This window comes from Streptomyces sp. WMMC940 (assembly GCF_027460265.1).
Lineage (GTDB): Bacteria > Actinomycetota > Actinomycetes > Streptomycetales > Streptomycetaceae > Streptomyces.
The window spans coordinates 641,145-665,434 of the sequence record NZ_JAPZBC010000001.1 but is presented as its reverse complement, the minus strand read 5'-3'; the positions used below and the strand labels follow the sequence as shown (position 1 = coordinate 665,434).

Sequence of the window (24,290 nt, the reverse complement as noted above, 5' to 3'; positions counted from 1 at the left end):
AGAGGAGACCGCCATGCCCGCATCGCCAGCCGTCGTCCCCGCCCCCCTCGTGGCCGCCGAGCCCCGCTACGTGGTGTCGCTCGCCAGGGACCAGGACGACGTACGGGCCGCGCAGCGGCTGCGCCACCAGGTGTTCGCCGGGGAGATGGGCGCCCGCCTCGAAGGCCCCGAACCCGGGCTGGACATCGACGCCTTCGACGCGTACTGCGACCACATCCTGGTGCGCCACGAGGACACCGGCGAGGTCGTCGGCACCTACCGCGTGCTGCCGCCCGAGCGCGCCCGCGTCGCCGGACGGCTCTACTCCGAGACCGAGTTCGACCTGTCCCGGCTCGCCCCCATCCGCGACGACCTGGTCGAGGTGGGCCGCTCCTGCGTCCACCCCGCCCACCGCAACGGTGCCGTCATCGCCCTCGTCTGGGCCGGGCTCGCCCGCTACCTGACCCGCACCGGTCACACCTGGCTGTCCGGCTGCTGCTCGGTGCCGCTCGCCGACGGCGGTGCGCTCGCCGCCGCGACCTGGGACGCCGTCAAGGCCAAGCACCTCGCGCCGGAGGACTACTGGGTCACTCCGCACAAGCTCTGGAGCGCCGACGGCATCGCCCGCCCCGAGGGCCGCGCCGAGCTGCCGCCGCTGCTGCGCGGCTACCTCCGCCTCGGCGCCTGGATCTGCGGGGCGCCCGCCCACGACCCCGACTTCGGCGTCGCCGACCTCTACGTCCTGCTGTCGCTGCGCCGTACCAACCCCCGCTACCTGCGGCACTTCCTCTCCCTGGCGCCGGTGAAATGAGCGTCTGGCTGCCCATCGCTCCCTGCACGCCCGCCGACTGCGCGTCCCCGCGGTGGCCTGCCGTGCGCCGGACCACCGCGGCCCTCCGTCTGGTCGCCGGTACGGCGGCGGTCCTCGCGGGCGTCGTGCTCGCCCCGGCGGCGATCTTCCTGGGACGGTCCGGCCGCGCCCGTCTCGTCGGGCTGTGGTGCCGCGCGGTGATGCGGGCCTTCGGCGTACGGATCCGGGTGACGGGTGCCGTCCCGGGGCAGCGGGGGCCCCGGCGTGCCGGGCAGGGCACCCTCGTCGTCCCCAACCACATCTCCTGGCTGGACATCCCGCTCGTCGCCTCGGTCCTGCCCGGGCGGATGCTGGCCAAGCGCGAGGTGCGGCAGTGGCCCGTGCTCGGTCCGCTCGCCCGGTTCGGCGGCACCCTGTTCGTCGACCGCGACCGGTTGCGGGAGCTCCCCGGCGTCGTCGGGGCCGTGGCCGGTGCGCTCCGGCGCGGTTCGCGGGTGATCGTGTTCCCCGAGGGCTCGACCTGGTGCGGCCGGGAGCGGGGCCGTTTCCGGAACGCCGCATTCCAGGCCGCCCTCGATGCCGGCGCGGCCGTGCAGCCCGTGCGGATCGCCTACCGGCCGGTGGGCGCCGCCGCGTTCGTGGGTGACGACGCGCTGGGCGCCTCGCTCTGGCGGGTCGCGGCCACTGCCGGGCTGACCGCGGAGATCACGGTCCTGCCGCCGATCCCCGCCGCCGCCCACCCCGACCGGCGGGCACTGGCCGGGGCCGCACACCACGCCCTCGGCGGGGCGGCGACGCCAGGGGGCGCCGGCGCCCCGCACCGGGCACTCCCAGGGCCCCGCAGAGGCGCCGTTCAGATCGCGGTCGACAGGGACAGCGCGAACCTGCCCTCGGGGTCCGTCCACCACTCGGTGAGCTCCATCCCGGCGGCGGCGAGCTCCGAACGCACCCCCTCCTGACGGAACTTCGCCGACACCTCCGTACGGATCTCCTCGCCCGCCTCGAACGGAACGACGAGGTCCAGCTCTCGGATCCTCACCTTCCTCGCCTCGCGTGCGCGCAGGCGCATCTCGATCCACTCCTCCCGCGCGTTCCAGACGGCCACGTGGTCGAAGCCGTCCAACGGGAAGTCCGCGCCCAGCTCCCGGTTGACCACGGCCAGCACGTTCTTGTTGAACTCCGCCGTGACGCCCGCCGCGTCGTCGTACGCGGCCACCAGCACCCCCTCGTCCTTCACGAGGTCCGTGCCGAGCAGCAGCGCGTCCCCGGGCGACAGGAGCGCGCGCACGGACCGCAGGAAGTCCGCGCGCTCGCCGGGCAGCAGATTGCCGATCGTGCCGCCGAGGAAGGCGACCAGTCGTGGGCCCGGGGTGTCCGGCAGGGCCAGTACCCGGGTGAAGTCCGCGACCAGCGCGTGGACATGGAGCCCGGGGCGATCCGCGGGCAGCGACTCGCCCGCCCCGGTCAGTGCGCTCTCGCTCACGTCCACCGGGACGTAGCTGTGCAGTTCCGGCAGGGCGTCCAGCAGGAACCGGGTCTTCTCCGACGAACCGGAGCCCAGCTCCACCAGGGTGCGGGCGCCGGTCGCGGCGGCGATGTCCCGGGCCCGGCCGGCCAGGATCTCCCGCTCGGCACGCGTCGGGTAGTACTCGGGAAGCCGGGTGATCTCCTCGAACAGCTCGCTGCCGCGGGCGTCGTAGAACCACTTCGGCGGCAGCTCCTTGGGGCTGCGGGTCAGGCCGTGCTGCACATCGGCGCGCAGCGCGGCACTCGTGGCGTCCTCGGGCAGGGTGCGGGTCAGCTGGAACGGGCTCACGCGGACGGCTCCTTGAGCGGGGTCAGTAGTACGTCGGTGCGGGTCGCCGTGAGCAGCGCTCGGTCGGGCACCTCGCACCAGCGGGGGTCGTCGTCGTACGGCTCCGACGCCACGACCGTGCCCCGGCCCGGTTCGGCCAGGTACCAGAGCGTGTCGCCCCAGGCGGTCGCGGCGATCGTCACACCGTCGGTCAGCAGCAGATTGAGCCGGGAGTCCGGGGCGGCCCGGGCCACGTCGAGCACGGTGTCGGCGACGGCCTGCCCCGGCTCGTCACCGTCCCGCAGCCGGTGCAGCACCAGCGCCCACACCAACGCGGAGTCGCAGCGCGCCTCCAGCGACAGCAGTTCCGTCGCGGGCAGTGCGGCGGCGAGGGCGGCCACGCTGCCGGGCCAGCCCCGCACGGCGCCGTTGTGGCTGAACAGCCAGGGTCCGGCGGCGAACGGGGCGGCCGCGGCCTCGCCGTCCGCGCCCGCCTCCGTCGCGTCGCGGACGGCGGCCAGCAGCGCCCCGCTGCGGACCACCCGGGCCAGATCGGCGAAGGACAGGTCGGCCCAGACGGGGCCGGCACGCCGGTAGCGGGCGGGCACCGGGTCGCCGTCGGCGTACCAGCCCACGCCGAAACCGTCCGCGTTCACCGTCCCGTACCGCTGCCGGCGTGGCGCCCACGACTGCCGCAGCAGCGCGTGCGGCGGCCGCACCAGCAACTCGCCCAGTCCCGTCGGCCGCCCCAGGAAGGCGATGTGGCGGCACATCACGCGTCCCGCGCGGTGCGGAACCCGGAGAAGATCTGCCGGCGCACCGGCAGGTCCCAGTTGCGGAAGGTGCCCCGGCAGGCCACGGCGTCCACGGCGAACGAACCGCCCCGCAGCACCTTGTACCCGGGGCCGAAGAACACCTCCGAGTACTCGCGGTACGGGAACGCCGCGAACCCCGGGTACGGCAGGAAGTCGCTCGACGTCCACTCCCACACGTCGCCGATCAGCTGCCGCACCCCGAGCGGTGAGGCGCCCTCCGGGTACGCCCCCGCGGGCGCGGGCCGCAGATGCCGCTGCCCCAGGTTCGCCCGCTCGGGCGAGGGGTCCTCGTCGCCCCACGGATAGCGCCGCGAGCGGCCGGACGCGGGGTCGTGCCGGGCGGCCTTCTCCCACTCGGCCTCCGTGGGCAGCCGCCGTCCGGCCCAGCGCGCGTAGGCGTCCGCCTCGTACCAGCTGACGTGCAGCACCGGCTCGTCCTCGGGCACCGCTTCGGTCACCCCGAACCGGCGGCGCAGCCACTGGCCGCCCTCGCGCCGCCAGAACAGCGGCGCGCCGATGTCGTGCCTGCGGATCTGGTCCCAGCCCTCGGGCGCCCACCAGCGCTCTTCGGTGTACCCGCCGTCCGCGACGAACGCCTGGAACGCGCCGTTGGTGACGGGAGTGGTGTCGATGTGGAACGCGTCCACGTGGCGGTGGTGCGCGGGCCGTTCGTTGTCCAGGGCCCACGGCTCGGTGGAGGTGCCCATCGTGAACGGGCCCGCCGGCACCAGCACTTCTGCCTGCAGCCCGGTCGTGCCGCCGCCCGGCGGCTCCGGCGCGTCGAGAGCCGCCGGGCCGCGCCGCAGCTGGTGGGTGATGAGCATCGTCTCGTCGTGCTGCTGCTCGTGCTGCGCGATCATCCCGAACGCGAAGGCGGAGTCCACGAGCGCAGTGCCGTGCAGCGGGTGCGCCTCCAGGACGTCCAGCACCCGGCCGCGGATGTCGGAGGCGTACGTCCGGGACTCGGCCGGGGACAGCAGCGGCAGGGTCGGACGCTCGGCGCGCGGGTGCTCGAAGGCGTCGTACACCGAGTCGATCTCGGGCCGGATCGGGTCCCGTCCTGCGACGGCCCGCAGGAGCCACTGCTCCTCCTGGTTGCCGATGTGCGCCAGGTCCCACACGAGCGGGGACATCAGGGGCGAGTGCTGGGCGGTGAGTTCGTCGTCGTCGACGCACTCCGTCAGCAGCCTGGTGCGGGCCCGGGCCGTGGTGAGCGCCTCCAGGGCGCGCTGCCTGAGCGCGTCGTCCGTGGCCACCGGGGTCTCGGTCATGAGCTGGTCTCCTTGGTGCGGAGCGAGAAGTCGTCGGCCGGGCAGCGGCCGGGCAGGACATGGCGCTCGTGGTACGCGGCGACCGCGTCCTGTACGGCCTGTGAGGCGCCCAGCCGGGGCAGGGCCTCCAGCGCTACGGCGAAGCAGCCGGCGGCCGCACCGTGCAGTTCGGGGTCGGTGAGGCCGTTGCGCGCGGCGCTCTCCCACAGGGGGTTGCGGGGCGCGGGCCGGGTGCCGGCGGTCTCGGCGAGCGGCTTGACGGTGCGGTAGGCGGTCTCCGCGGCCTCCGGGTCGTCGAACAGCGCCATGGTGACGGCGAGCGGAACCATCCACCCCGTCTCCCCCGACTGCGCGTCGATCATGCGCAGTTCGAGGTGCCCGCGCGGCCGCACCGGAGGGAAGAGCGTGGTCATGTGGTACTCGAGGTCGGCGCGGGTGGGCGGCCGGGGCTTCCCGGACCGGATCCACTCCCGGAACGTCAGTCGGTCCGGCACCGGCCAGGGCCCGTCCGCGGCCCGGATGCACATGACCGGGGTGTCCAGCACGTGCGCGGCCCAGGCCTCGCGCGGCGGTGCGCCCGTGGGCGGTGCCAGTGCCCGTGCCGGGTCCAGGCCGGCCCACAGCGACTGCCGGGTCGAGCGCCATCCGGTGGGCCCGCCCGCCCCGGCCGGGGAGTTGGCGAAGGCCGCGACGAGCACCGCTCCCAGCAGGTGAGCCAGTTGCCAGCGGCGGCCGAGGCCGAGCGGGCCGGGCTCCTCGTACCCGGCGTCCAGGCAGACCTGGACGGACGCGGAGGAGCACATCATGGACCGGCCGGCGGGGCCGGTGCGGTCGAGGCACGCCTCCATGGCGTCGTACCGCGGCTCGCGCAGCAGTCGGCGGGGCGGGTTCCAGGGGTCGTGACCGTAACCGGTCAGAGTCAGCCCGGAGCGGGCCAGGGCGGTCCGGACGGTGGTCAGATCAGCCGCCGTGGAGTCGATGCACTCCATCAGCGACGCGGCGGGCGGCGAGCTGAGCTCAAGCTGCCCGCCCGGTTCGAAGGTGAGCGCCGAACCGAGGGCCAGGCCCCGGAGTCCGGCGAAGGCCCGGTCGAGACGGGCCTCGTCGACGGGCAGGTGCGGCAGGTGTCGGTCGTGCACGAGCCATTCCAGCTCCACTCCGACGGTGCGGGGCGGGCCCGTCTTGAAGCAGATACATCGGAGCAGTTCTTCGGCGTCGTCCTCGGAGAGCGGCGGGGTACTGCCCCCGTGGCCGGGTGCTGTCATGATCGACTCCTCCTGTCGAAGGCGTTCCGTCCACCTAAAGCCACCGCTGCGGTTCGCACAAGAGTGCCCCTCGAGCGGGGCGGCTCTGCTTCCGGCGAGGTGAGCGGGGCGAGAACAGGCTTGCGGGGCGCCTCCTTGATCACTGAGGATTCCGGGCATGAGCGCACGTTTGCGGGGGGTCGCACGACAGACCCAGGAGATCGTCGAAGCGGGCCGCTACCGGGCACCGGGCGGCCACACGGTGACGATCGGCGGGGATCTGTCCGCCGCGGTCGAAGGGACACGGATGTTCGGGCCCGAGCCCGTGCCGGTGGTCCCCGACACGGACCGTTTCAGCCTATGCGAGGTCACCGGGGAGAGCAGCCTGGCGGCCGCGCGGCGGCTGACCGACCGGGGCGCCGGTCCGGTCGCGGTCCTGAACTTCGCCTCGGCCCGCAATCCCGGGGGCGGGTACCTCAACGGCGCCCAGGCGCAGGAGGAAGCGCTCTGCCGCGACTCCGCGCTCTACACCACGCTGCTGGCCGTGCCCGGGTTCTACGCCCACCACCGTGAGGTCCGGGACCCGTTCTACTCCGACCGGGTGATCCACTCGCCCGGAGTGCCGGTGTTCCGGGACGAGCGCGGCGGGCTCCTCGACACGCCGTTCACGGTCGGTTTCCTCACCTCGCCGGCGCCCAACGCGGGCGTGATCACCGGCCGAACGCCGGAGCTGGCCGACCGGATACCGGCGGCCCTGGCCTCCCGGGCCGAGCGGGTCCTGGAGACCGCGGCGGCGACGGGCTACCGGCGGCTCGTCCTGGGCGCGTGGGGCTGCGGGGTCTTCCGCAACGACCCGGCGCTGGTCGCGGGGGCGTTCCGGACGCTGCTCACCGGGGACGGCCGCTTCTCCGGGCACTTCGACGAGATCGTCTTCGCGGTGCTGGACCGGACGCGGGAGGCGAGGACGCTCCGGGCGTTCCAGGAGGCCTTCCCGGCGGGCCCGGCGCCCGACCGGGTCTCCTGAGCCCGGCCCTTCGTGCGGCCGTCCCGCCGGCCCACCGAGCGCCACGAGGTGACGGCGACGACGGCGGTGCGGCGCGAGTCGACCCGGGGTGCGGGACCCGTCGCCCGGGCGGTGTCACCACGGGGGCCAGCCGGAGCGCGGGCGCCGGCATGCGTGACGGGCCGGGCCTGACTAGCGTCATGGCATGGGCACTGTTCCGCGGCGCTTCGAGATCCTGCTCGTGCCGGAGCACGTCGAGGACCGCGGTGGTGCCGCGGTCGAGGACAGCGCGGTGCGCACGGCCGTGGTCGAGATGACCGGGGAGCTGGGCGCGTCGGGCTATCCGCGCTACGCGGGCCACGGCATCGTCGCGGACGTCGACCCGCAGACCCGCACGGTGGAGGCGCTGCTCGTGGACGGCTCGGAGCTCGACTACGGGCTGACGGCGCTGGTCAGGGACTGGCAGCCCGACTGAGAGGGCCGCTGCCACGACAGGCACGGGCCCCGGAGCGGCGGGCACCGCGGGCCGCGGTCGGGATACGGGGCCACCAGGGGGCTAGGGGGTCTCGGGGACGGAGTGACCGAGAGCGCGGACGCGCCCGGCACGCGATGTTCGCGGCCGGGCACGCCCCGAGTGCGTCACTGCTGCGTCGCCTCGTTCTTCTGCGCGTCCTCGATGGACTTGCGCACCTCGTCCATGTCCAGGCCGCGCGCCTGGCCGATCACGTCCTCCAGGACGGGCTCGGGCAGCGCGCCCGGCTGCGCGAAGACCGCGACGTTGTCCCGGACGATCATCAGCGTCGGGATGGAACGGATGTCGAACGCCGCCGCCAGCTCCGGCTGCGCCTCCGTGTCGACCTTCGCGAAGACGAGGTCCTCGTGGCGCTCGGAGGCGCTCTCGTACACCGGGGCGAACTGGCGACACGGACCGCACCAGGAAGCCCAGAAATCGATCAGGACGAAGTCGTTCTCGGAAACGACCTGATCGAAGTTTTCCTTGGTGAGCTCGACAGTGCTCATTACCTACTACCTCTTCCTGGGGTGTCCGGTCGGCCCCGTCCCTCCGGCGCCCTGGCGGCGCGTTGGGCGTCCGCCACAACAGGCGCGGAGTACGGCCGTATTCCGCCTGCCCATGTGGCCACGCTCCACACGTGCCACCACACTGTGCGTATGACGGAAGCCGTGGAGTACGACGTTGTGGTGCTGGGGGCAGGGCCGACGGGCGAGAACGTGGCGGACCGCACACGGGCCGCCGGTCTGAGTACGGCGGTGGTGGAGAGCGAACTGGTCGGCGGCGAGTGCTCGTACTGGGCGTGCATGCCGAGCAAGGCACTGCTGCGGCCCGTGATCACACGGTCCGACGCGCGCAACGTGCCCGGTGTGCGCCGGTCGGTGCAGGGCCCCCTCGACACCGAGGCCGTCCTCGCCCACCGCGACGGGATGGCCTCGCACTGGAAGGACGACGGCCAGGTCTCCTGGCTGGACGGGATCGGTGCCCGGCTCTACCGCGGCCGGGGGCGGCTGCACGGCCCCCGCAAGGTCGTCGTCGAGGGACCGGAGGGCGAGCACCATGTGCTGACCGCGCGGCACGCCGTGGCCGTGTGCACGGGAAGCCGGGCGGTGCTGCCGGATCTGCCGGGTCTCACCGGGGCCAGGGCATGGACCAGCCGCGAGGCGACCAGCGCGCACGAGGCGCCGAACCGGCTCGTCGTGGTGGGCGGGGGAGTCGTCGGCACGGAGATGTCCACCGCCTGGCAGGGGCTCGGCTCGCAGGTGACCCTGCTGGTGCGCGGCGGGGGGCTGTTGCCGCGGATGGAACCGTTCGTCGGCGAGTACGTCGCCGAGTCGCTGACCGGGGCCGGGGTGACCGTACGGACCGGTGTGGGGGTGGCGGCGGTCAACCGGCCCGACCCCGGCGGTCCGGTCACCGTCGTCCTCGACGACGGGGAGATGATCGAGGCGGACGAGGTGCTGTTCGCCACCGGCCGCGCCCCGCGGACCCAGGACATCGGTCTGGAGACGGTGGGCCTGCAGCCCGGGTCCTGGCTCGCGGTGGACGACAGCTGCCGGGTGGGAGGCCACGAGTGGTTGTACGGGGTCGGTGACGTCAACCACCGTGCCCTCCTCACCCATCAGGGCAAGTACCAGGCCCGGATCGCCGGGGCGGCGATCGTCGCGCGCGCCCGGCGCACCCCCCTGCTGGAGACGGACCGCTGGGGTGCGCACTCGGCGACGGCCGACCACGACGCCGTCCCCCAGGTCGTCTTCACCGACCCGGAGGCGGCCGCGGTCGGCCTGTCGCTGGCGGAGGCCCGGGCCGCCGGGCACCGTGTCCGGGCCGTCGACAAGGACCTCGCCGCCGTCGCCGGCGCGAGCCTGTTCGTCGACAACTACCGCGGCCGCGCCCGTATGGTCGTCGATCTCGACCGCGAGATCCTCCTCGGTGTGACGTTCGTCGGGCCGGGCGTCACCGAGTTGCTCCACTCGGCCACGATCGCGGTGGCCGGGGAGGTACCGATCGACCGGCTGTGGCACGCGGTGCCCTCGTATCCGACGATCAGCGAGGTGTGGCTGCGTCTGCTGGAGGAGTACCGGGACGGCGGGGACGGCCAGAGCGGCTGACCGGCACCCGTACCGTCCCGGGCGGGGGGCGGCCCGCGTCTCACGGCACCTCGGGGAGGTCCCCGGACATCGCCGCCGCCATCCTCAGGTGCGGCGCGGCCTCGGTGTGCCTGCCCTGCCGCTCCAGCGTGCGGCCCAGCATCAGGCGGGCGTAGTGCTCGACCGGGTCGCGCTCCAGCACCGCGAGGAGCTCGGTCTCGGCCCTGCCGAGCCGCGCCGAGTGGTAGTAGGCGCGGGCCAGCAGCAGCCGCGGTGCGACCTGCTCGGGCGCCTCGGCGACGAGGCCGTCGAGGATCCGCGCGGCCGTCGTGTACTCCCTGGCGTCGAAGAAGAACCGTGCGCGGTCCCACCGCTCCGCCGGGGTCCCGAACTCGTAGTAGGTGTCGCCCACTTCGCCTTCCTCTCCGTCATCCGCGGATCTGTCGACGGACCGCTGCTCCGTCATCCCGCCGGGACTTCCGTCAACCCGAGAAAGTGGTTGAACATTCCGCATCATCGCGCTGCGGCGCATCGGCACCGCACAGGGCTAGGTTGGGCGGCATGAGCAATCTTGATCGTCAGGCTGCGCTCTCCGTATGCGGCGGCAAGGGCTTCGTCGTCGCCGATCCGGTGCGTGAACTCCTCACCCCCCGCCGCGTGCCGCTCGGCGAGTCCACCGAGGTCCGCCGGCTGCTCCCCAACCTCGGCCGCCGGATGGTCGGTGCCTGGTGCTTCGTCGACCATTACGGCCCCGACGACATCGCCGACGAGCCCGGGATGCAGGTCCCACCCCACCCGCACATGGGCCTGCAGACCGTGAGCTGGCTGCACGAGGGAGAGGTGCTGCACCGGGACAGCGTCGGCAGCCTCCGGACGATCCGGCCGAAGGAGCTCGGGCTGATGACCTCGGGGCGGGCGATCAGCCACTCCGAGGAGAGCCCGAAGAGCCACGCCCGCTTCCTCCACGGCGCCCAGTTGTGGGTGGCCCTGCCGGACGCCCACCGACACGTGGAACCCCACTTCCAGCACCACGCCGAGCTCCCGCAGGTCACCGCCCCCGGCCTGACCGCCACGGTCATCCTCGGCGAGCTCGACGGCGCCGTGTCACCGGGCTCCACGTACACACCGATCGTGGGAGCCGACCTCGCCCTGGCACACGGCACCGAGACCGCCGTCCCGCTCGAACCGGACTTCGAGTACGCCGTGCTCGCCATGTCCGGCGAGGCCCGTGTCGACGGCGTCCCCCTGCTCCCCGGCTCGATGCTCTACCTCGGCTGCGGCCGCGGCGAACTGCCCCTCCGCGCGGACTCGGACGCCGGCCTGATGCTCCTCGGCGGCGAGCCGTTCGAGGAGGAGCTCATCATGTGGTGGAACTTCATCGGCCGCACGCAGGAGGAGATCGAGACCGCGCGCAAGGACTGGGCGGAGGGCTCCCGCTTCGGCGAGGTCCACGGGTACGAGGGCGACCGGCTCGCCGCGCCCGACCTGCCGCCCGTGCCGCTCAAGCCGCGGGGCCGGGTGCGCTGACCTCGGGTGACGATCTCCGGCTCGAGCGTCGCTCCGGGGACCGGGGGTGAGGATCCGGCGTGCCCGCCGCGCGCCGCTCCCCGGTCCACCGTGCCACCGCGGTGGAACCGGCCGGGGCCGACGTCGCGGCACCCGTGAGGAGGACTCCGATCGGCCCTCACCGGCTCGGAATCGGTAGATTTGTTTGCCAGGGCGAAAGGCGCCGCAGACCGGCCGATGTGCCGCGCCCGTGCTCGTCAGCCTCGCAGGCGAGGAATAGATGTCCGATGTGAGCCCGCCGATCACGGCCACGTTCGTCCTCTATGTGGTCGCCGTGATCGCAGTAGGTGTCTGGGCGTACACCCGCACCCGCACCTTCGCCGACTTCGCCCTGGGCGGCCGCAGGCTCAGCGCGCCGGTCGCCGCGCTGTCCGCGGGTGCCAGCGACATGTCCGGCTGGCTGTTCCTGGCGCTTCCCGGAGCCGTCTACGCGGCCGGCGTCGGGGCCGGCTGGATCGCCGTCGGGCTGGCGATCGGCACCTACCTCAACTGGCTGTTCGTCGCGCCGAGGCTGCGCACCTACACCGAGCGGGCAGGTAACGCGGTGAGCCTGTCGGCCTACCTGGAGGAGAGGTTCGAGGACCGCACCCGGATGCTCCGGATGGTCTCGGCGGCGGTCACCGTCGTGTTCTTCACCGTCTACGTCGCGAGTGGCCTGGTGGCCGGCGGGCTGCTGTTCGAGAAGGTCTTCGGCGTCGACTTCGAGCTCGCCGTGTCGCTGACCGCCCTGGTCATCGTGGTGTACTCGTGCCTCGGCGGCTTCCTCGCCGTGAGCACGACGCACGTGATGCAGGGCACCCTGATGTTCCTCGCCCTGCTCGTGCTCCCCGTGATCGGGATCGGGGCGCTCGGGGGCTTCGGGGCGCTGGAGAACGCCCTCGTCGAGAAGACGCCGACCCTGCTGGAAGTGGGGGCCGAGGCCGGCTATGCCGACGGCCGGTGGACGGCCGGCGGGCCGCTCGGCGCCGTCGCCATCATCTCGCTGCTCGCCTGGGGCCTCGGCTACTTCGGTCAGCCGCACATCCTGGCCCGCTTCATGGGCATCCGCAGCGCCCTCGCCGTCCCGGCGGCCCGGCGCATCGGCACGGGCTGGGTGCTCGTCGTCCTCGGCGGCGCCGTGCTCGTCGGCCTCGTGGGCATCGGGCAGCTCGATACGCCACTGGACAATCCGGAGACCGTCTACATCGCCCTGACCCAGACACTGCTCAACCCCTGGATCGCCGGGGTGATGCTGGTCGCCGTACTGGCCGCGATCATGTCGACCGCGGACAGCCAGCTCCTCGTGTCGTCCGTCGCTCTCACGGAGGACTTCTACCGGGCCCTGCTCAGCCGGCGGGCCTCGGACAAGGTGCTGGTGTGGGTCGGTCGCGGCGCCGTGGTGGTGGTGATCCTGGTAGCCTGCCTGATCGCCCTCAAGGGCGGCGGAGTGCTGAACATCGTCGCCTACGCCTGGGCCGGCTTCGGAGCGGCCTTCGGGCCGGTCGTCCTCCTCTCGCTGTACTGGCCGCGTATGACCTGGGCGGGGGCCATGGCGGGAATCGTGTCGGGCGCGGCCACGGTGCTCTTCTGGAAGAAGATCAGTCCGCTGCTGGGGCCGCTTGATTCGGGCATCTACGAGATGGTGCCGGGCGTGCTGGTCGCCACGGCCTCCGCGCTGTTCTTCGGCAGGTTCGTCGGCCGGCCGCCGAAGCGCGCCTTCTGGCGGATGCCGGGGGGCGGGGTGAGCCAGCTGAGGCTCGAACCGTTCCTCGCGCACGCACCGGTCGGCGTGGCGGTCCTCGACACGGATCTGCGGTACGTCTGGGTGAACGACGTACTGGGGCGGCTGATCCCCCTCGAACGACGGCTCGGACGGCGGGTCAAGGAGGTGCTGCCCGAGCTGGAGGCGGAGGCGTTCGAGGAAAGGATGCGGACGGTCCTGCGGACCGGGTCTCCGGTGATGGACTACGAGTTCCGCGGGCCCAGCTACGCCGATCCCCACCAGGAGCGTGCGTACTCCGCCTCGTTCTTCGGGATGAAGGACCGCCACGGCCGGCACGTGGGCGTCTGGTACATGATCATCAATGTCACCGAGCGCTGGCGGGCCCAGGAGCGCCTGGCCCTGCTGAGCGATGCCGGTGCCCGGATCGGCAGCACGCTGGACGTGACCCGAACGGCACAGGAACTGGCCGACGACGCCGTGCCGTCCCTCGCCGACTTCGTCGCCGTCGACCTGCTGGACTCCGTCATGAGGGGTGACGAACCCGCCCCCGGACCAGTCGGCTCCGGCCCCGTCATCCGCCGCGCGGCGCAGAAGTCGGTGCGGGAGGGTGCTCCGGAGGCGAGACTGGCCGTGGGGGAAACGGTCCAGCGCACGCCCTCGTCCCCCGTCGCCCGGTGCCTGCTGGAAAGCCGGACCCTGGTGGAACCGATCCTGGACGCCTCCACCAGCGCGTGGGTGGCCATGGACCCGACGCTGGGCGCCGTCATCCGCGAGTACAAGTTCCGCTCGATCATGGTGGTGCCGGTGCGGGCCCGCGGTATCACCCTGGGCGCGGCGACGTTCGTCCGCTCCCGGCGCCTGGGTCCCTTCGAGGAGGACGACACACGTCTCGCCGAGGAACTCGTCTCCCGTGCCGCGGTGTGTGTCGACAACGCGCGCCGCTACACCCGCGAGCGCACCGCGGCCCGCTCGATGCAGCGCTATCTGCTTCCGCAGGAGCTGACCGGGGGATCCGCTCTGGAGGTGGCCTCCTGGTACTTCCCGGCACATGCGCCCAGTGGCGTGGGTGGTGACTGGTTCGACGTGATTCCGCTCTCCGGGGCCCGGGTCGCACTGGTCGTCGGGGACGTGGTCGGCCACGGGATCAATTCCGCGGCCACCATGGGGCGCCTGCGGACGGCCGTGCGCACGCTCGCCAACCTGGACCTCCCCCCCGACGAGCTGCTGGCCCACCTGGACGACCTGGTCATCGGCCTCATGGAGGCGCCCGGCAGTGACGAGTCGGCGACGGCCGAGAGCGAGAGCGTGGGCGCCGCGCTGATGGGGGCCACCTGCCTGTACGCCGTGTACGACCCGGTCAGCAGGCAGTGTGCGCTCGCCCGGGCCGGCCACCTCCCGCCCGTTGTCGTCGGCCCCGACGGCACCGCCGACTTCCTGGACCTGCCCGCCGGACCGCCGCTCGGTCTCGGATCCCTGCCCTTCGAATCCGTCGAACTGGAGCTGGCCGAGGGCAGCCTGATCGGGCTCTACACGGACGGCCTCATCGAGGCCCCCGACCGGGATGTCGACGTCGGCCTCTCCCGGCTGAGCAGCGCTCTCGCGGTCCCCGGGCCGACGCTGGAGGAGACCGGCGACCACGCGGTCGACGCCCTGCTGACCGGTCCGCCGTCCGACGACGCCGCGCTGCTCCTCGCCCGGACCCGCATCCTGGGCGCCGACCAGGTCGCCACTTGGGACCTGCCCTCCGACCCCGTCGCCGTGGCGCATGCCCGCAGCCTCGCCGGCCGGCAGCTGTCCGAGTGGGGAACGGACGATCTCGTGTTCACCATGGAGCTGATCGTCAGCGAACTGGTCACCAACGCCATCCGCCACGCGACCGGACCGATCTGTCTGCGTCTGATCCGGGACCGCGCCCTGATCTGCGAGGTCTCCGACGCCAGCAGCACTTCGCCGCGCCTGCGCCACGCCAGGACCACGGACGAGGGAGGGCGAGGCCTGCTGATCGTCGCTCAGCTCGCCCGGCGATGGGGCACGCGCTACACGAAGACCGGCAAGATCATCTGGGCGGAACAGGCGATTCCCGACGAACGGACGAGGTGAGCCCCACCTCCCCGCGGGGGCCGCCCGTGCGGCCGCACGGACCGTACCCGGGGATCGCCTCCGAGCCTCCTCGTCCCCTTGGCTCGCGGATCCCTGCGCGGCACGTCAGCGAGGACCGGCCGCCGGGCGGGACGGCACACCTGGGCGGGGGTACACCCGGGACTGCTTCACGCTCCCGAACGCGAAGCTGGACTCGATCGACGCGATTCCGGGGATGGCGTGGATCTGCGTGCGCACCAGGATCTCGTACGCCTCGAGGCTTTCGATGACGACTCTGAGCAGGTAGTCGCTGCTGCCCGCCATCAGGTAGCAGTCCTGGATGTGCTCGATGAGCCCGACGTGCCGCTCGAACACGTTGACCGCCTCGGCGGTGTGACGTTCCAGACGGACCCGTACGAAGACGGTGATCGGGAGGCCGAAGGCGACCTGGTCCACCATGGCGGTGTAGCCGCTGATCAGACCCGACTCCTCGAGGCGGCGCACTCGGCGCAGGCAGGGCGAGGGCGACAGCCGTACCCGGTCCGCGAGGTCCTGGTTGGACAGGCGGCCGTCCGCCTGCAACTCGTGAAGAATCTTGAGATCAACCGCGTCCATGGCTCTCCTTGGCAGATTCTGCCTCAAAGCTACGTCTGAAGGGCACAACTGGCAATCGTATGCCCCGCTGATTGATCTAGCGTTGCCGTAGTCGTCAGGGGTGGCACGGTGCTGCCCGACAGGTCCATGGGCGGGAGGATTCTTCGGTGGTCGCGACGAACACGGCCGCGGCGCCGGCGCCCGCGGAGGCCGGGGGCACGGCCCCCACGGCAGCCGCCGCGCGGAACGGGGGACTCTCCCCACAGGCGGTGGGCATGTCGGCTTTGCTGCTGACCGTGGCGATCTGGGCCGCGTTCGCGCTGAGCGCCCGCGCTCTCAGTGCCTCCACCCTGCTTCCGGCGGACGCGGCCGTCCTGCGGTTCGGTGTGCCCCTCGTCGTCCTCGCGCCTGCCCTGTGGCGGCGCAGACGCCGACTGGCCGCCGTGCACCCGGGCCCCGCCGCCAAGATCATCTGCGGTGCGGGGGTGCCGTTCTTCCTCGCGGCGATGTACGGAGGCTCGCTGACGTCGGCGGCCTTCGTCGGTGCGATCGTCCCCGGGATGGTCCCCTTGTTCGTCTCCGCCCTGCTCGTCGCGAGCGGGCGTGGTGCTCCGCGGGGCACGCAGACGGCCGGCCTGGTGCTGATCGTCGCCGGAGTCATCGCGCTGGTCCTCCGTCACACCGTGGTTCTGGACACGGAGGTCCTGCTGGGTTCGGGCACCCTGCTCGTCGCCAGCGGCCTGTGGGCGCTCTACACGGTGGGGCTGCGCGAAGTGGACCTCGACCCGGTCGGATCCATAGGGCTGCTGTGCCTTCCGTCGTTCGCCGTCGTCTCGTTCCTGGTCCTGACCGGCGTCCTGCCCACCAACCTCGCCCGGGCGGCCGGCGGCGACCTCGTGCTGTTCCTCGTCGTTCAGGGGCTGGGCGTCGGCCTGTGTGCCGGTCTGCTGTACGCGTTCGCGATCCGGCGGCTGGGACCGCAGCGCAGCTCCGTCGTCGGCAGCCTCAGCCCGGTCGTCGTCGTCCTGCTCGCCATTCCCCTCCTCGACGAGGCACCGACCCTGCCCGTCGTGGTCGGCGTGCCCCTCATCACCGCCGGTGTCGTTCTCGCCAATCGACGCCCCCGAGCCAAGGTTTCCGCTGATGCTTGAACTTCTTGCCGCCCCGCCCGCAGACCCGCTGTGGGATCTCGCTGCCGAGTTCGAGGCCGACACGCGCCCGGAGCGCCTGAACCTCGTCCTCGGCGTGTACCGGGACCACACGGGAACGACACCCGTCATGTCGGCGGTCAGGGAGGCCGAGATACGCCTGGCGGAACGTTCCGCCTCGAAGGAGTACCGCGGACTCTCGGGCAACACCGCCTTCAACCGGGCCATGCTGTCCACGGTTCTGGGCGCCGAAGCACTGATCACACGGGCCACGGCAGTCCAGACGGTGGCGGGTACCGGAGCACTGCGCCTCCTGGCCGACCTGGTACGCCAGACCCGGCCGGGTGCGACGGTGTGGATCAGCGAGCCCGCCTACGTCAACCACCGGCCCATCCTCCAGGCAGCCGGACTGAAGGTCCGGACCTACGGCCGGATCGACCCCGAAGGACTCCCCGACCCGACGGGCATGCTCGACGACCTGCGTGGCGCGGGACGCGACGACGTGGTCCTCCTCCAGGGATGCTGCCACAACCCCACGGGGGTCGACCCCTCGCTCGAGACCTGGGAGGCGATGGCCGGGCTCGCCGCGACGAACGGCTGGGTCCCCTTCGTCGACCTGGCCTACCACGGGCTCGGCGACGGACTCGAGGCCGACCTGGAGCCCACCCGGATGCTGGCGGACCGCCTTCCGGAGATGCTGATCGCCGTCAGCTGCTCCAAGAACTTCGGCCTCTACAGCGACCGCACCGGCTGCGCGATCGTCCTCGGATCGTCGGGCCCGGCGCTGCGGCACGTGGAAACGGCCCTGCAGAACGCCGCACGCACCCTGTACTCGATGCCTCCGGAGCACGGAGCCGCCATCGTCACCACCGTCCTCGAGGACGAGGGGCTACGGGCCGAGTGGCGGGCCGAACTCGACGCCATGCGCGACCGGATCACCGCCAACAGGTCGGACCTGGTCGCCCACCTCGACGCGCTGGGCTGCGGCACCCTGGCGAACTCGCTCGCGCGGCAGAAGGGCATGTTCTCGATGCTGCCGCTCGTGCCGGACGACATGCGCCGACTGCGCAGGCGGTTCGCCATCTACGGAACGGCCTCGGGGCGCATCAACATCGCCGGTGTCCCGGCGCACCGGATCCCCTACCTGGCGCAGGGGATCGCCGCGGTGTACGCGACCGCCGACACATCAGGCGTGGCATCGGCCGCCCCGTCGGCACGATGACGGAGCGGTCGCCCGCCGCGTCCCTCACGAACGCGTACCCGGGTCGGGGCGTCGAGGCCCTGCTCGATCGCCCGACCTGGTGGCAGCGGCACCGGGGACCGCGAGCGCCAGCAGCGCCACGTCGTCGTCCATCGCACCCGTGCGCCGCTGCAGGTCTCCCCACACCGCATCCACCACGGCCCGCGGTGAGGCGTCCGAGCCCTCCGCGAGCAGGGCGGTGAGCCGGTCGTCCAGCGGGTAGAAGGTGCCGGAGGAGTCCCGCGCCTCCGTGACACCGTCGGTGTACGCGAGAATCACGTCGCCGGGCCGGAGCGGCACCGTCGTGGGGTTGGCCGCCGGCAGCCCCGGCAGCCCGGTGCCGAGCGGCGGGCCCGGCTCGCAGCGCATCTCCAGGACCGTGCGGCCACGCAGCAGCAGGGCCGGGGGATGACCCTGACTGAGGATGCGCACGTGTGAGCCGTCCGCAGGGAACTCCATCAGGAACGCGGTGGCGAACAGTTCGCTGCCGGCCCCGGCCCCGGCCCCGGCCACGGCATCGAGCGTCAGCCGCCGCTCCAGCCGCGCCGCCACCCCCTGCAGGTCCGGCTGGTCGAGGACGGCTTCGCGGAAGGCTCCCAGCAGGGCCGCGACGGTGCCGACGGCGGCGAGCCCGTGTCCCTGGACGTCGGCGACCAGGGCCCGTACTCCGTAGGGCCCCGGCCGTACGTCGTAGAGGTCCCCGCCGACCAGGGCACCCCGCTGCGCGGCCCGGTAGAGGGCGGCGCAGCGCAGCTCGCCCACACGGTCGGCAACCGGGGTGAGCACGGCGAGCTGGGCGGCCTCGGCGACCGAACCGGCCACTTCCAGGCGGCCGCGGAAGTGCTGCCGCACCCCGGCGATCACCACACTCAGCGCAGCGATCACGGCGACGGCCCCGAATTCCTCGGCGATCAGGCTGCCGGCTCCGACGCGCGGGAGCAGCATGATGCCGAGCACGGCGACGCCGGTGATGGCGGTACCCGGTGCTCCGTACGCCAGGGCCGCGAGCGGTGCCACGGCCGCGTAGTAGGCGCCCAGCTCCACCTGGTTGGGCGTGACTCCCTGGGCCAGGACCAGCGCGGCCAGCAGGGCGACGGGCAGCGAGCGCAGCCACAGCGGTGGCGTGGCGGTCCACAGAGTGCCGGCACCGTCGTCGTCGGCACCGCCGGTTCGCCTCCGCGCTGTGGTGCCCATGGGAGCACCGTAACCGACCGCGCGCCGGGTGCCGGGCAGCCGGGATCCCGCGCCCCGCGGCGAGCCGCGCGGCTGCGGTACGGGAGCTCCTGGACGCCTCCGGTCCGGCACCGCGGGACATGGGACACCGCAGGGATCGGGCGAGGGGTCTCAGCGGTCCAACGACGCCGTGTAGGGCGCCAGCTTGTCCGGGTTCATCACCCACATGATCCGCTCGATGCCCTCAGCCGACACGTCGACGGACAGGAGCGCGAAGACCTGGCCGTCGGACGAGACGAGAACGGCCGGGCGGCCGTTGGCCTCGACCCACCGGACGTCCGCCCCGGGCCAGAACCGCGGCGCGAAGGCCACGACGAACCGGGAGACGTGCGGACGTCCGACCACCGGGATCCGCGATGCCCGACGTACCCCTCCGCCGTCCGAGTAGCTGACCACGTCAGCGGCCAGGACGTCCTCGAGGGTTCTCAGGTCCCCCGTCCGCGCGGCGGTCAGGAACACCTCCAGGAGGTGCCGGTGATCGGCCGGACTCACGGGCTCCCTGCGCTCGGCGGCCAGGTGCTTGCGCGCACGGCTCACCAGCTGGCGGGCATTGGCCTCGCTGGTCTCCAGGACCTCCGCCACCTGCCTGTACGGGTAGTCGAACGCCTCCCTGAGGACGTAGGCGGCCCGCTCCACCGGGTTCAGCTTCTCCAGCAGGAAGAGCACCGCCATCTCGACGGCCTCGGCCCGCTCCGCCCCGACCTGGGGGTCCTGGCTCGTGTCGATCGGTTCGGGAAGCCACGGCCCGACGTACGACTCCCGCCGCACCCGGGCGGACCGGGCCGCGTTGATGGCCAGGCGGGTGGTGATGGTGGCCAGGAAGGCGGCCGGCTCGACCACGTCCGAGCGGTCGGCCTTCTGCCAGCGCAGCCACGCGTCCTGGACGATGTCCTCGGCCTCCGCGGCACTGCCGAGCACGCGGTAGGCGATGCCGAAGAGTCGCGGGCGTGCGACGACGAAGTCCCTCGCTGCCTGGTCAAGGGGGTCGGCGTCATCCCCAGCGAGCATGGTCGTCCCTTCCGGACCCGTGGCCACCATGCTACGAGCCGGTACGGCGGCCTGCTCCGGTGGCCGTGGGTGCTCACACCGATCGCACATGGGGAGGACGACGCCCGCCGTTGCCGGCGTCCCGCTGCCGCCGGCACACCGGGGACCGGCCCCACCCCTCCGCGCCGCGGTGCTCGGGGCATGCCGGTGTGGCCGCCCCGCCTCCCCGGGCACGGGTGCGCGGCGCAATCGGTCATCGCCCGGGGGAGCGTCCTGCGAACCGGTGGTGGACGAGGTGATGAGGATCGCGCCGGCGGGAATCCGTCCGCGGCGGCCGCTGCACCGAGCGGCAGTCGGCGTCGACGGCCCGCCGGCGGAAGGAGCGGTCCGGCACCCATGGCGGCCCGGCCGGAGTTGACGCATCGTCACATTCGATGCCGTCCGACGAGTTCGCGCCCACCGTCGATCGGAGCGGGGTGGGCGGGGGCCGTCTCCTCCGGTGGGCGTCCTTCCGGCGTCCCACAGGGAGGACGCGGACCCCGCCTCCGCCGGTGCGACGGCCGTCGCACGGACTGTGCCCGAACCCGCGCCCGTGACGACGGCGGCAAGGTCCGGGAGGTGGGTGGCCGTGGAGCCGGACACGGTCTCCCCCGGTTCGACGTCCCTACGCGGGGGTACGGCGGAACAGTCCGGCGCCGGGGGTCCGTCTCCCCGCCGGAGGGCCGGGGCGACGCGGAGACGGACGTTCGTTCACCGCGGTGCCGGGCGTCCTCGGTCAGCCGAACTGACCGGGCTGGTAACCGCCCGCGGGCTGCTGGTTGATCACGTTGATGCGGTTGTAGGCGTTGATGACGGCGATGAGGGACATCAGGGCGACGAGCTGGTCCTCGTCGTAGTGCTCGGCCGCGGCGGCCCAGACCTCGTCGGTGACACCACCGGCCGCGTCGGCGATCCGGGTGCCCTGCTCCGCCAGTTCCAGGGCCGCGCGCTCCGCGTCCGTGAAGACCGTGGCCTCCCGCCAGGCGGCGATCAGGTTGAGGCGCAGTGGGGACTCACCGGCGACGGCGGCGTCCTTGGTGTGCATGTCGGTGCAGAAGCCGCAGCCGTTGATCTGGCTGGCGCGGATCTTCACCAGCTCCTGGGTGAGGACCGGAAGCCCCGAGTCCGAGGCGGCCCTGCCCGCCGAGTTGAGGTGCCGAAGCACCTTGCCCGCAAGGGCGTTGCCGAAGTAGTCGAGACGCGCTTCCATGTGTGCTCCTGGGCCGAGTGGCAGATACGCACTGCTGACCGGACAGCTCGGCGGGACGTGACAGCCGGACGAGTGTGACCTGTGTCTCGCTGCTCGGCCGGCCGAGCCGGAGCCTGCCGCGTGCGCTCGTACTCACGGCCGGCGGGGTCCGCCCCGGGGTACCGAGGCGGCCTGCCGGGCCGATCGGAACCCGACCGATCAGAATCGGAGAAGCATCCGGCGGCGGGCCGCGGCTAGCGTGACGGGCACGGACATCACCCTTCACGCGAGCCGCCTCCCGCCGCACCTCGCAGCGAATCCATGACCCGCACCGCCGAGGGACGGACCACCGGACATACTGCTCGAGGACGGTCGGACCGAGCCGGGCGACGCCGACGAAGGACCGCGAGGGCGCCCGACGGATGGAGAGAAGATGAGCAAGGTCACGAGGACCAGCCCCCAGTCGCCTGAGCCGCACCCCGCCGACAGCCACGACCTGATCCGTGTGCACGGAGCGCGCGAGAACAACCTCAAGGACGTCAGCATCGAGATCCCGAAACGCAGACTGACGGTGTTCACGGGCGTTTCCGGGTCGGGCAAGAGTTCCCTCGTGTTCGACACGATCGCCGCCGAGTCACAGCGGATGATCAACGAGACGTACAGCGCCTTCGTCCAGGGCTTCATGCCGACGGCGGCCCGCCCCGAGGTCGACGTCCTCGACGGTCTGACCACCGCGATCACCGTCGACCAGCAGCGGATGGGCGGCGACCCCCGCTCCACGGTGGGCACCGCCACCGACGCCAACGCGATGCTGCGCATCCTCTTCAGCCGGCTCGGGCAGCCGCACATCGGCCCGCCGAGCGCCTACTCCTTCAACGTCGCCTCGGTCCGGGCGAGCGGCGCGATCACCGTCGAGCGCGGCGCCAGGACCAAGGCCGAAAAGGCCACCTACGAGCGCACCGGCGGCATGTGCAACCGCTGCGAGGGCCGCGGCACGGTCTCCGACATCGACCTCACCCAGCTCTACGACGACTCCAAGTCGATCGCTGAAGGCGCGTTCACCATCCCCGGCTGGAAGTCCGACAACGTCTGGACCGTCGGGATCTACGCCGAGTCGGGATTCCTCGACCCGCACAAGCCGATCCGCAGGTTCACGAAGAAGGAGATGCACGACTTCCTCCACCGCGAGCCGACGAAGGTGAAGGTGAACGGGATCAACCTCACCTACGAAGGACTGATCCCCAAGATCCAGAAGTCGTTCCTGTCCAAGGACAAGGAGTCGATGCAGCCGCACATCCGGGCGTTCGTGGAGCGGGCGGTCACCTTCACCACCTGCCCCGAGTGCGACGGCACCCGGCTCGGTGAGGGGGCCAGGTCGTCGAAGATCAACGAGATCAGCATCGCCCACGCCTGCGCGATGGAGATCCGCGACCTCGCGGAGTGGGTCCGCGGACTCGACGAACCGTCGGTGGCGCCGCTGCTCACCGCGCTCCAGGGCACCCTCGACTCCTTCACCGAGATCGGCCTCGGGTATCTCTCGCTCAACCGTCCCGCGGGCACGTTGTCCGGCGGCGAGGCACAGCGCGTCAAGATGATCCGCCACCTCGGTTCCTCGCTCACCGACGTCACCTACGTCTTCGACGAGCCGACCATCGGCCTGCACCCGCACGACATCCGGCGGATGAACGATCTGCTGCTGCGGCTGCGGGACAAGGGCAACACCGTCCTCGTCGTCGAGCACAAGCCGGAGGCGATCGCGATCGCCGACCATGTCGTGGACCTCGGGCCGGGCGCCGGCACGGAGGGCGGCACCGTCTGCTTCGAGGGCACCGTCGAGGGGCTGCGGGCCAGCGACACCGTCACCGGACGCCACCTCGACGACCGGGCCACCCTCAAGGAGGCCGTGCGCACGCCCACGGGCGCGTTGCGGATCCGCGGCGCGAGGGCCAACAACCTGCAGGGAGTCGACGTGGACGTCCCGCTCGGGGTGCTCACCGTCGTCACCGGTGTCGCCGGTTCCGGCAAGAGTTCGCTCCTCCACGGGTCGCTGCCCCGGCAAGCGGGAGCCGAGGGCGTGGTGTCGGTCGACCAGAGCCCGATCCGCGGTTCCCGCCGCAGCAACCCGGCGACGTACACCGGGCTCCTCGACCCGATCCGCAAGGCGTTCGCCAAGGCCAACGGCGTGAAGCCGGCGCTGTTCAGCGCCAACTCCGAGGGTGCCTGCCCCACCTGCAACGGCGCCGGCGTGATCTACACCGACCTGGCGATGATGGCCGGAGTGGCCACCACCTGCGAGGACTGCGAGGGGAAGCGCTTCCAGCCCTCGGTACTGGGGTACCACCTCGGCGGCCGCGACATCAGCGAGGTGCTCGCGATGTCGGTGACCGAGGCGGAGGCGTTCTTCGGCGCGGGCGAGGCACGCACGCCCGCCGCGCACAAGATCCTCGAGCGACTCGCAGACGTCGGGCTGGGTTATCTCAGCCTCGGCCAGCCGCTCACCACGCTGTCGGGCGGCGAGCGGCAGCGGCTCAAGCTGGCCACCCACATGGCGGACAGGGGTGGTGTCTACGTCCTGGACGAGCCGACGACCGGCCTCCACCTCGCCGACGTCGAGCAGTTGCTCGGGCTGCTCGACCGGCTCGTCGACTCCGGGAAGTCGGTCATCGTGATCGAGCACCACCAGGCGGTCATGGCGCACGCCGACTGGATCATCGACCTCGGCCCCGGCGCGGGTCACGACGGCGGCCGGGTCGTCTTCGAGGGCACTCCGACCGACCTCGTCGCCGCCCGTTCCACCCTGACCGGCGAGCACCTCGCGGAGTACGTCGGAGCGTGACGCCGACGCCCGACCGGGGCGGCGCCGAGCACGGCGTCCGACGCCCGACCGGGGCTCCGGTACGGGGCGGCGCGGCCGGCGCCGAGCGGGCGCGGCAGACGCGGCCGGCGCGGCACGTCGGGAGCCCCCGCAGGCGCCGCAGCGCGCGGGGCTACCGA

Annotated in this window: 20 protein-coding genes; 10 read left to right on the top strand and 10 right to left on the bottom strand. The window is 72.6% G+C overall.

Annotated features, from left to right (window positions below; translation table 11 throughout):
• The first annotated feature begins 13 nt into the window (after window positions 1-13).
• Window positions 14-790 (top strand): GNAT family N-acetyltransferase, encoded by a 777-nt coding sequence (locus O7595_RS03080; RefSeq protein ID WP_269727173.1) that lies wholly within the window; start codon window positions 14-16, stop codon window positions 788-790.
• Window positions 787-1,749 carry a lysophospholipid acyltransferase family protein gene (locus O7595_RS03075; protein WP_269727172.1) on the top strand — a complete coding sequence of 321 codons (963 nt, stop codon included), beginning with the start codon at window positions 787-789 and terminating at the stop codon, window positions 1,747-1,749. The genes O7595_RS03080 and O7595_RS03075 overlap by 4 nt, the downstream gene beginning before the upstream one ends.
• Here O7595_RS03075 and egtD read toward each other — a convergent pair.
• The 4 genes from egtD to egtA are packed head-to-tail and all read right to left on the bottom strand — an operon-like array spanning window position 1,644 to window position 5,936.
• Complete coding sequence (gene egtD, locus O7595_RS03070; protein WP_269727171.1) at window positions 1,644-2,606, bottom strand: L-histidine N(alpha)-methyltransferase; 963 nt, start codon at window positions 2,604-2,606, stop codon at window positions 1,644-1,646. The two genes, O7595_RS03075 and egtD, sit on opposite strands and share 106 nt — an antisense overlap.
• Window positions 2,603-3,358: an ergothioneine biosynthesis protein EgtC gene (gene egtC / locus O7595_RS03065; protein WP_269727170.1), complete on the bottom strand. Its 756-nt coding sequence runs from the start codon at window positions 3,356-3,358 to the stop codon at window positions 2,603-2,605. The genes egtD and egtC overlap by 4 nt, the downstream gene beginning before the upstream one ends.
• Complete coding sequence (gene egtB, locus O7595_RS03060; protein WP_269727169.1) at window positions 3,358-4,671, bottom strand: ergothioneine biosynthesis protein EgtB; 1,314 nt, start codon at window positions 4,669-4,671, stop codon at window positions 3,358-3,360. Before egtB ends, egtC begins: the two co-directional genes overlap by 1 nt.
• A complete protein-coding gene (egtA, locus tag O7595_RS03055) occupies window positions 4,668-5,936 on the bottom strand; it encodes an ergothioneine biosynthesis glutamate--cysteine ligase EgtA (RefSeq protein WP_269727168.1) in 1,269 nt (422 codons plus the stop codon). Before egtA ends, egtB begins: the two co-directional genes overlap by 4 nt.
• A 157-nt stretch (window positions 5,937-6,093) precedes the next feature.
• Here egtA and O7595_RS03050 point away from each other — a divergent pair, with 157 nt between their 5' ends.
• Window positions 6,094-6,939 carry a TIGR02452 family protein gene (locus O7595_RS03050; protein ID WP_269727167.1) on the top strand — a complete coding sequence of 282 codons (846 nt, stop codon included), beginning with the start codon at window positions 6,094-6,096 and terminating at the stop codon, window positions 6,937-6,939.
• A 184-nt stretch (window positions 6,940-7,123) separates the two neighbouring features.
• Entirely contained in the window at window positions 7,124-7,393 is a 270-nt protein-coding gene (locus tag O7595_RS03045; RefSeq protein WP_269727166.1) for a hypothetical protein, read from the top strand.
• Window positions 7,394-7,557: 164 nt separating this feature from the next.
• Here the strand turns inward: O7595_RS03045 and trxA are convergent, their stop codons facing one another.
• On the bottom strand, window positions 7,558-7,938 hold the full coding sequence (trxA, locus tag O7595_RS03040) for a thioredoxin (protein ID WP_138051777.1): 381 nt from the start codon (window positions 7,936-7,938) through the stop codon (window positions 7,558-7,560).
• Window positions 7,939-8,088: 150 nt separating this feature from the next.
• Here trxA and O7595_RS03035 point away from each other — a divergent pair, with 150 nt between their 5' ends.
• A complete protein-coding gene (locus O7595_RS03035; protein ID WP_269727165.1) occupies window positions 8,089-9,540 on the top strand; it encodes a dihydrolipoyl dehydrogenase family protein in 1,452 nt (483 codons plus the stop codon).
• 40 nt (window positions 9,541-9,580) lie between these two features.
• Here the strand turns inward: O7595_RS03035 and O7595_RS03030 are convergent, their stop codons facing one another.
• Entirely contained in the window at window positions 9,581-9,931 is a 351-nt protein-coding gene (locus O7595_RS03030) for a tetratricopeptide repeat protein (RefSeq protein WP_269727164.1), read from the bottom strand.
• Between the two features lie 149 nt (window positions 9,932-10,080).
• On the opposite strand from O7595_RS03030, the gene O7595_RS03025 reads away from it, so the two are divergent.
• Window positions 10,081-11,046 (top strand): pirin family protein, encoded by a 966-nt coding sequence (locus tag O7595_RS03025; protein WP_269727163.1) that lies wholly within the window; start codon window positions 10,081-10,083, stop codon window positions 11,044-11,046.
• Between the two features lie 259 nt (window positions 11,047-11,305).
• Entirely contained in the window at window positions 11,306-14,887 is a 3,582-nt protein-coding gene (gene putP, locus O7595_RS33610; protein WP_332328112.1) for a sodium/proline symporter PutP, read from the top strand.
• A 105-nt stretch (window positions 14,888-14,992) separates the two neighbouring features.
• Here putP and O7595_RS03010 read toward each other — a convergent pair whose 3' ends face one another.
• Window positions 14,993-15,481 carry an Lrp/AsnC family transcriptional regulator gene (locus O7595_RS03010; RefSeq protein ID WP_269727162.1) on the bottom strand — a complete coding sequence of 163 codons (489 nt, stop codon included), beginning with the start codon at window positions 15,479-15,481 and terminating at the stop codon, window positions 14,993-14,995.
• Between the two features lie 146 nt (window positions 15,482-15,627).
• Between O7595_RS03010 and O7595_RS03005 the strand changes: the two genes are divergently transcribed.
• Window positions 15,628-16,611 carry a DMT family transporter gene (locus O7595_RS03005; RefSeq protein WP_269727161.1) on the top strand — a complete coding sequence of 328 codons (984 nt, stop codon included), beginning with the start codon at window positions 15,628-15,630 and terminating at the stop codon, window positions 16,609-16,611.
• On the top strand, window positions 16,604-17,830 hold the full coding sequence (locus O7595_RS03000) for an amino acid aminotransferase (RefSeq protein WP_269727160.1): 1,227 nt from the start codon (window positions 16,604-16,606) through the stop codon (window positions 17,828-17,830). Before O7595_RS03005 ends, O7595_RS03000 begins: the two co-directional genes overlap by 8 nt.
• A 24-nt stretch (window positions 17,831-17,854) precedes the next feature.
• Here the strand turns inward: O7595_RS03000 and O7595_RS02995 are convergent, their stop codons facing one another.
• From O7595_RS02995 to O7595_RS02985, 3 genes are all read right to left on the bottom strand, one after another.
• Window positions 17,855-19,042, bottom strand: coding sequence for a PP2C family protein-serine/threonine phosphatase (locus tag O7595_RS02995; protein WP_269727159.1), 1,188 nt, complete (start codon window positions 19,040-19,042; stop codon window positions 17,855-17,857).
• 150 nt (window positions 19,043-19,192) lie between these two features.
• On the bottom strand, window positions 19,193-20,089 hold the full coding sequence (locus tag O7595_RS02990; protein WP_269727158.1) for an RNA polymerase sigma-70 factor: 897 nt from the start codon (window positions 20,087-20,089) through the stop codon (window positions 19,193-19,195).
• A 754-nt stretch (window positions 20,090-20,843) separates the two neighbouring features.
• The gene (locus O7595_RS02985; protein WP_269727157.1) at window positions 20,844-21,317 is read right to left on the bottom strand and encodes a carboxymuconolactone decarboxylase family protein; all 474 of its coding nucleotides are present in this window, start codon (window positions 21,315-21,317) and stop codon (window positions 20,844-20,846) included.
• 412 nt (window positions 21,318-21,729) lie between these two features.
• Between O7595_RS02985 and O7595_RS02980 the strand changes: the two genes are divergently transcribed.
• Window positions 21,730-24,132, top strand: coding sequence for an excinuclease ABC subunit UvrA (locus O7595_RS02980; protein WP_269727156.1), 2,403 nt, complete (start codon window positions 21,730-21,732; stop codon window positions 24,130-24,132).
• Window positions 24,133-24,290 lie beyond the last annotated feature (158 nt).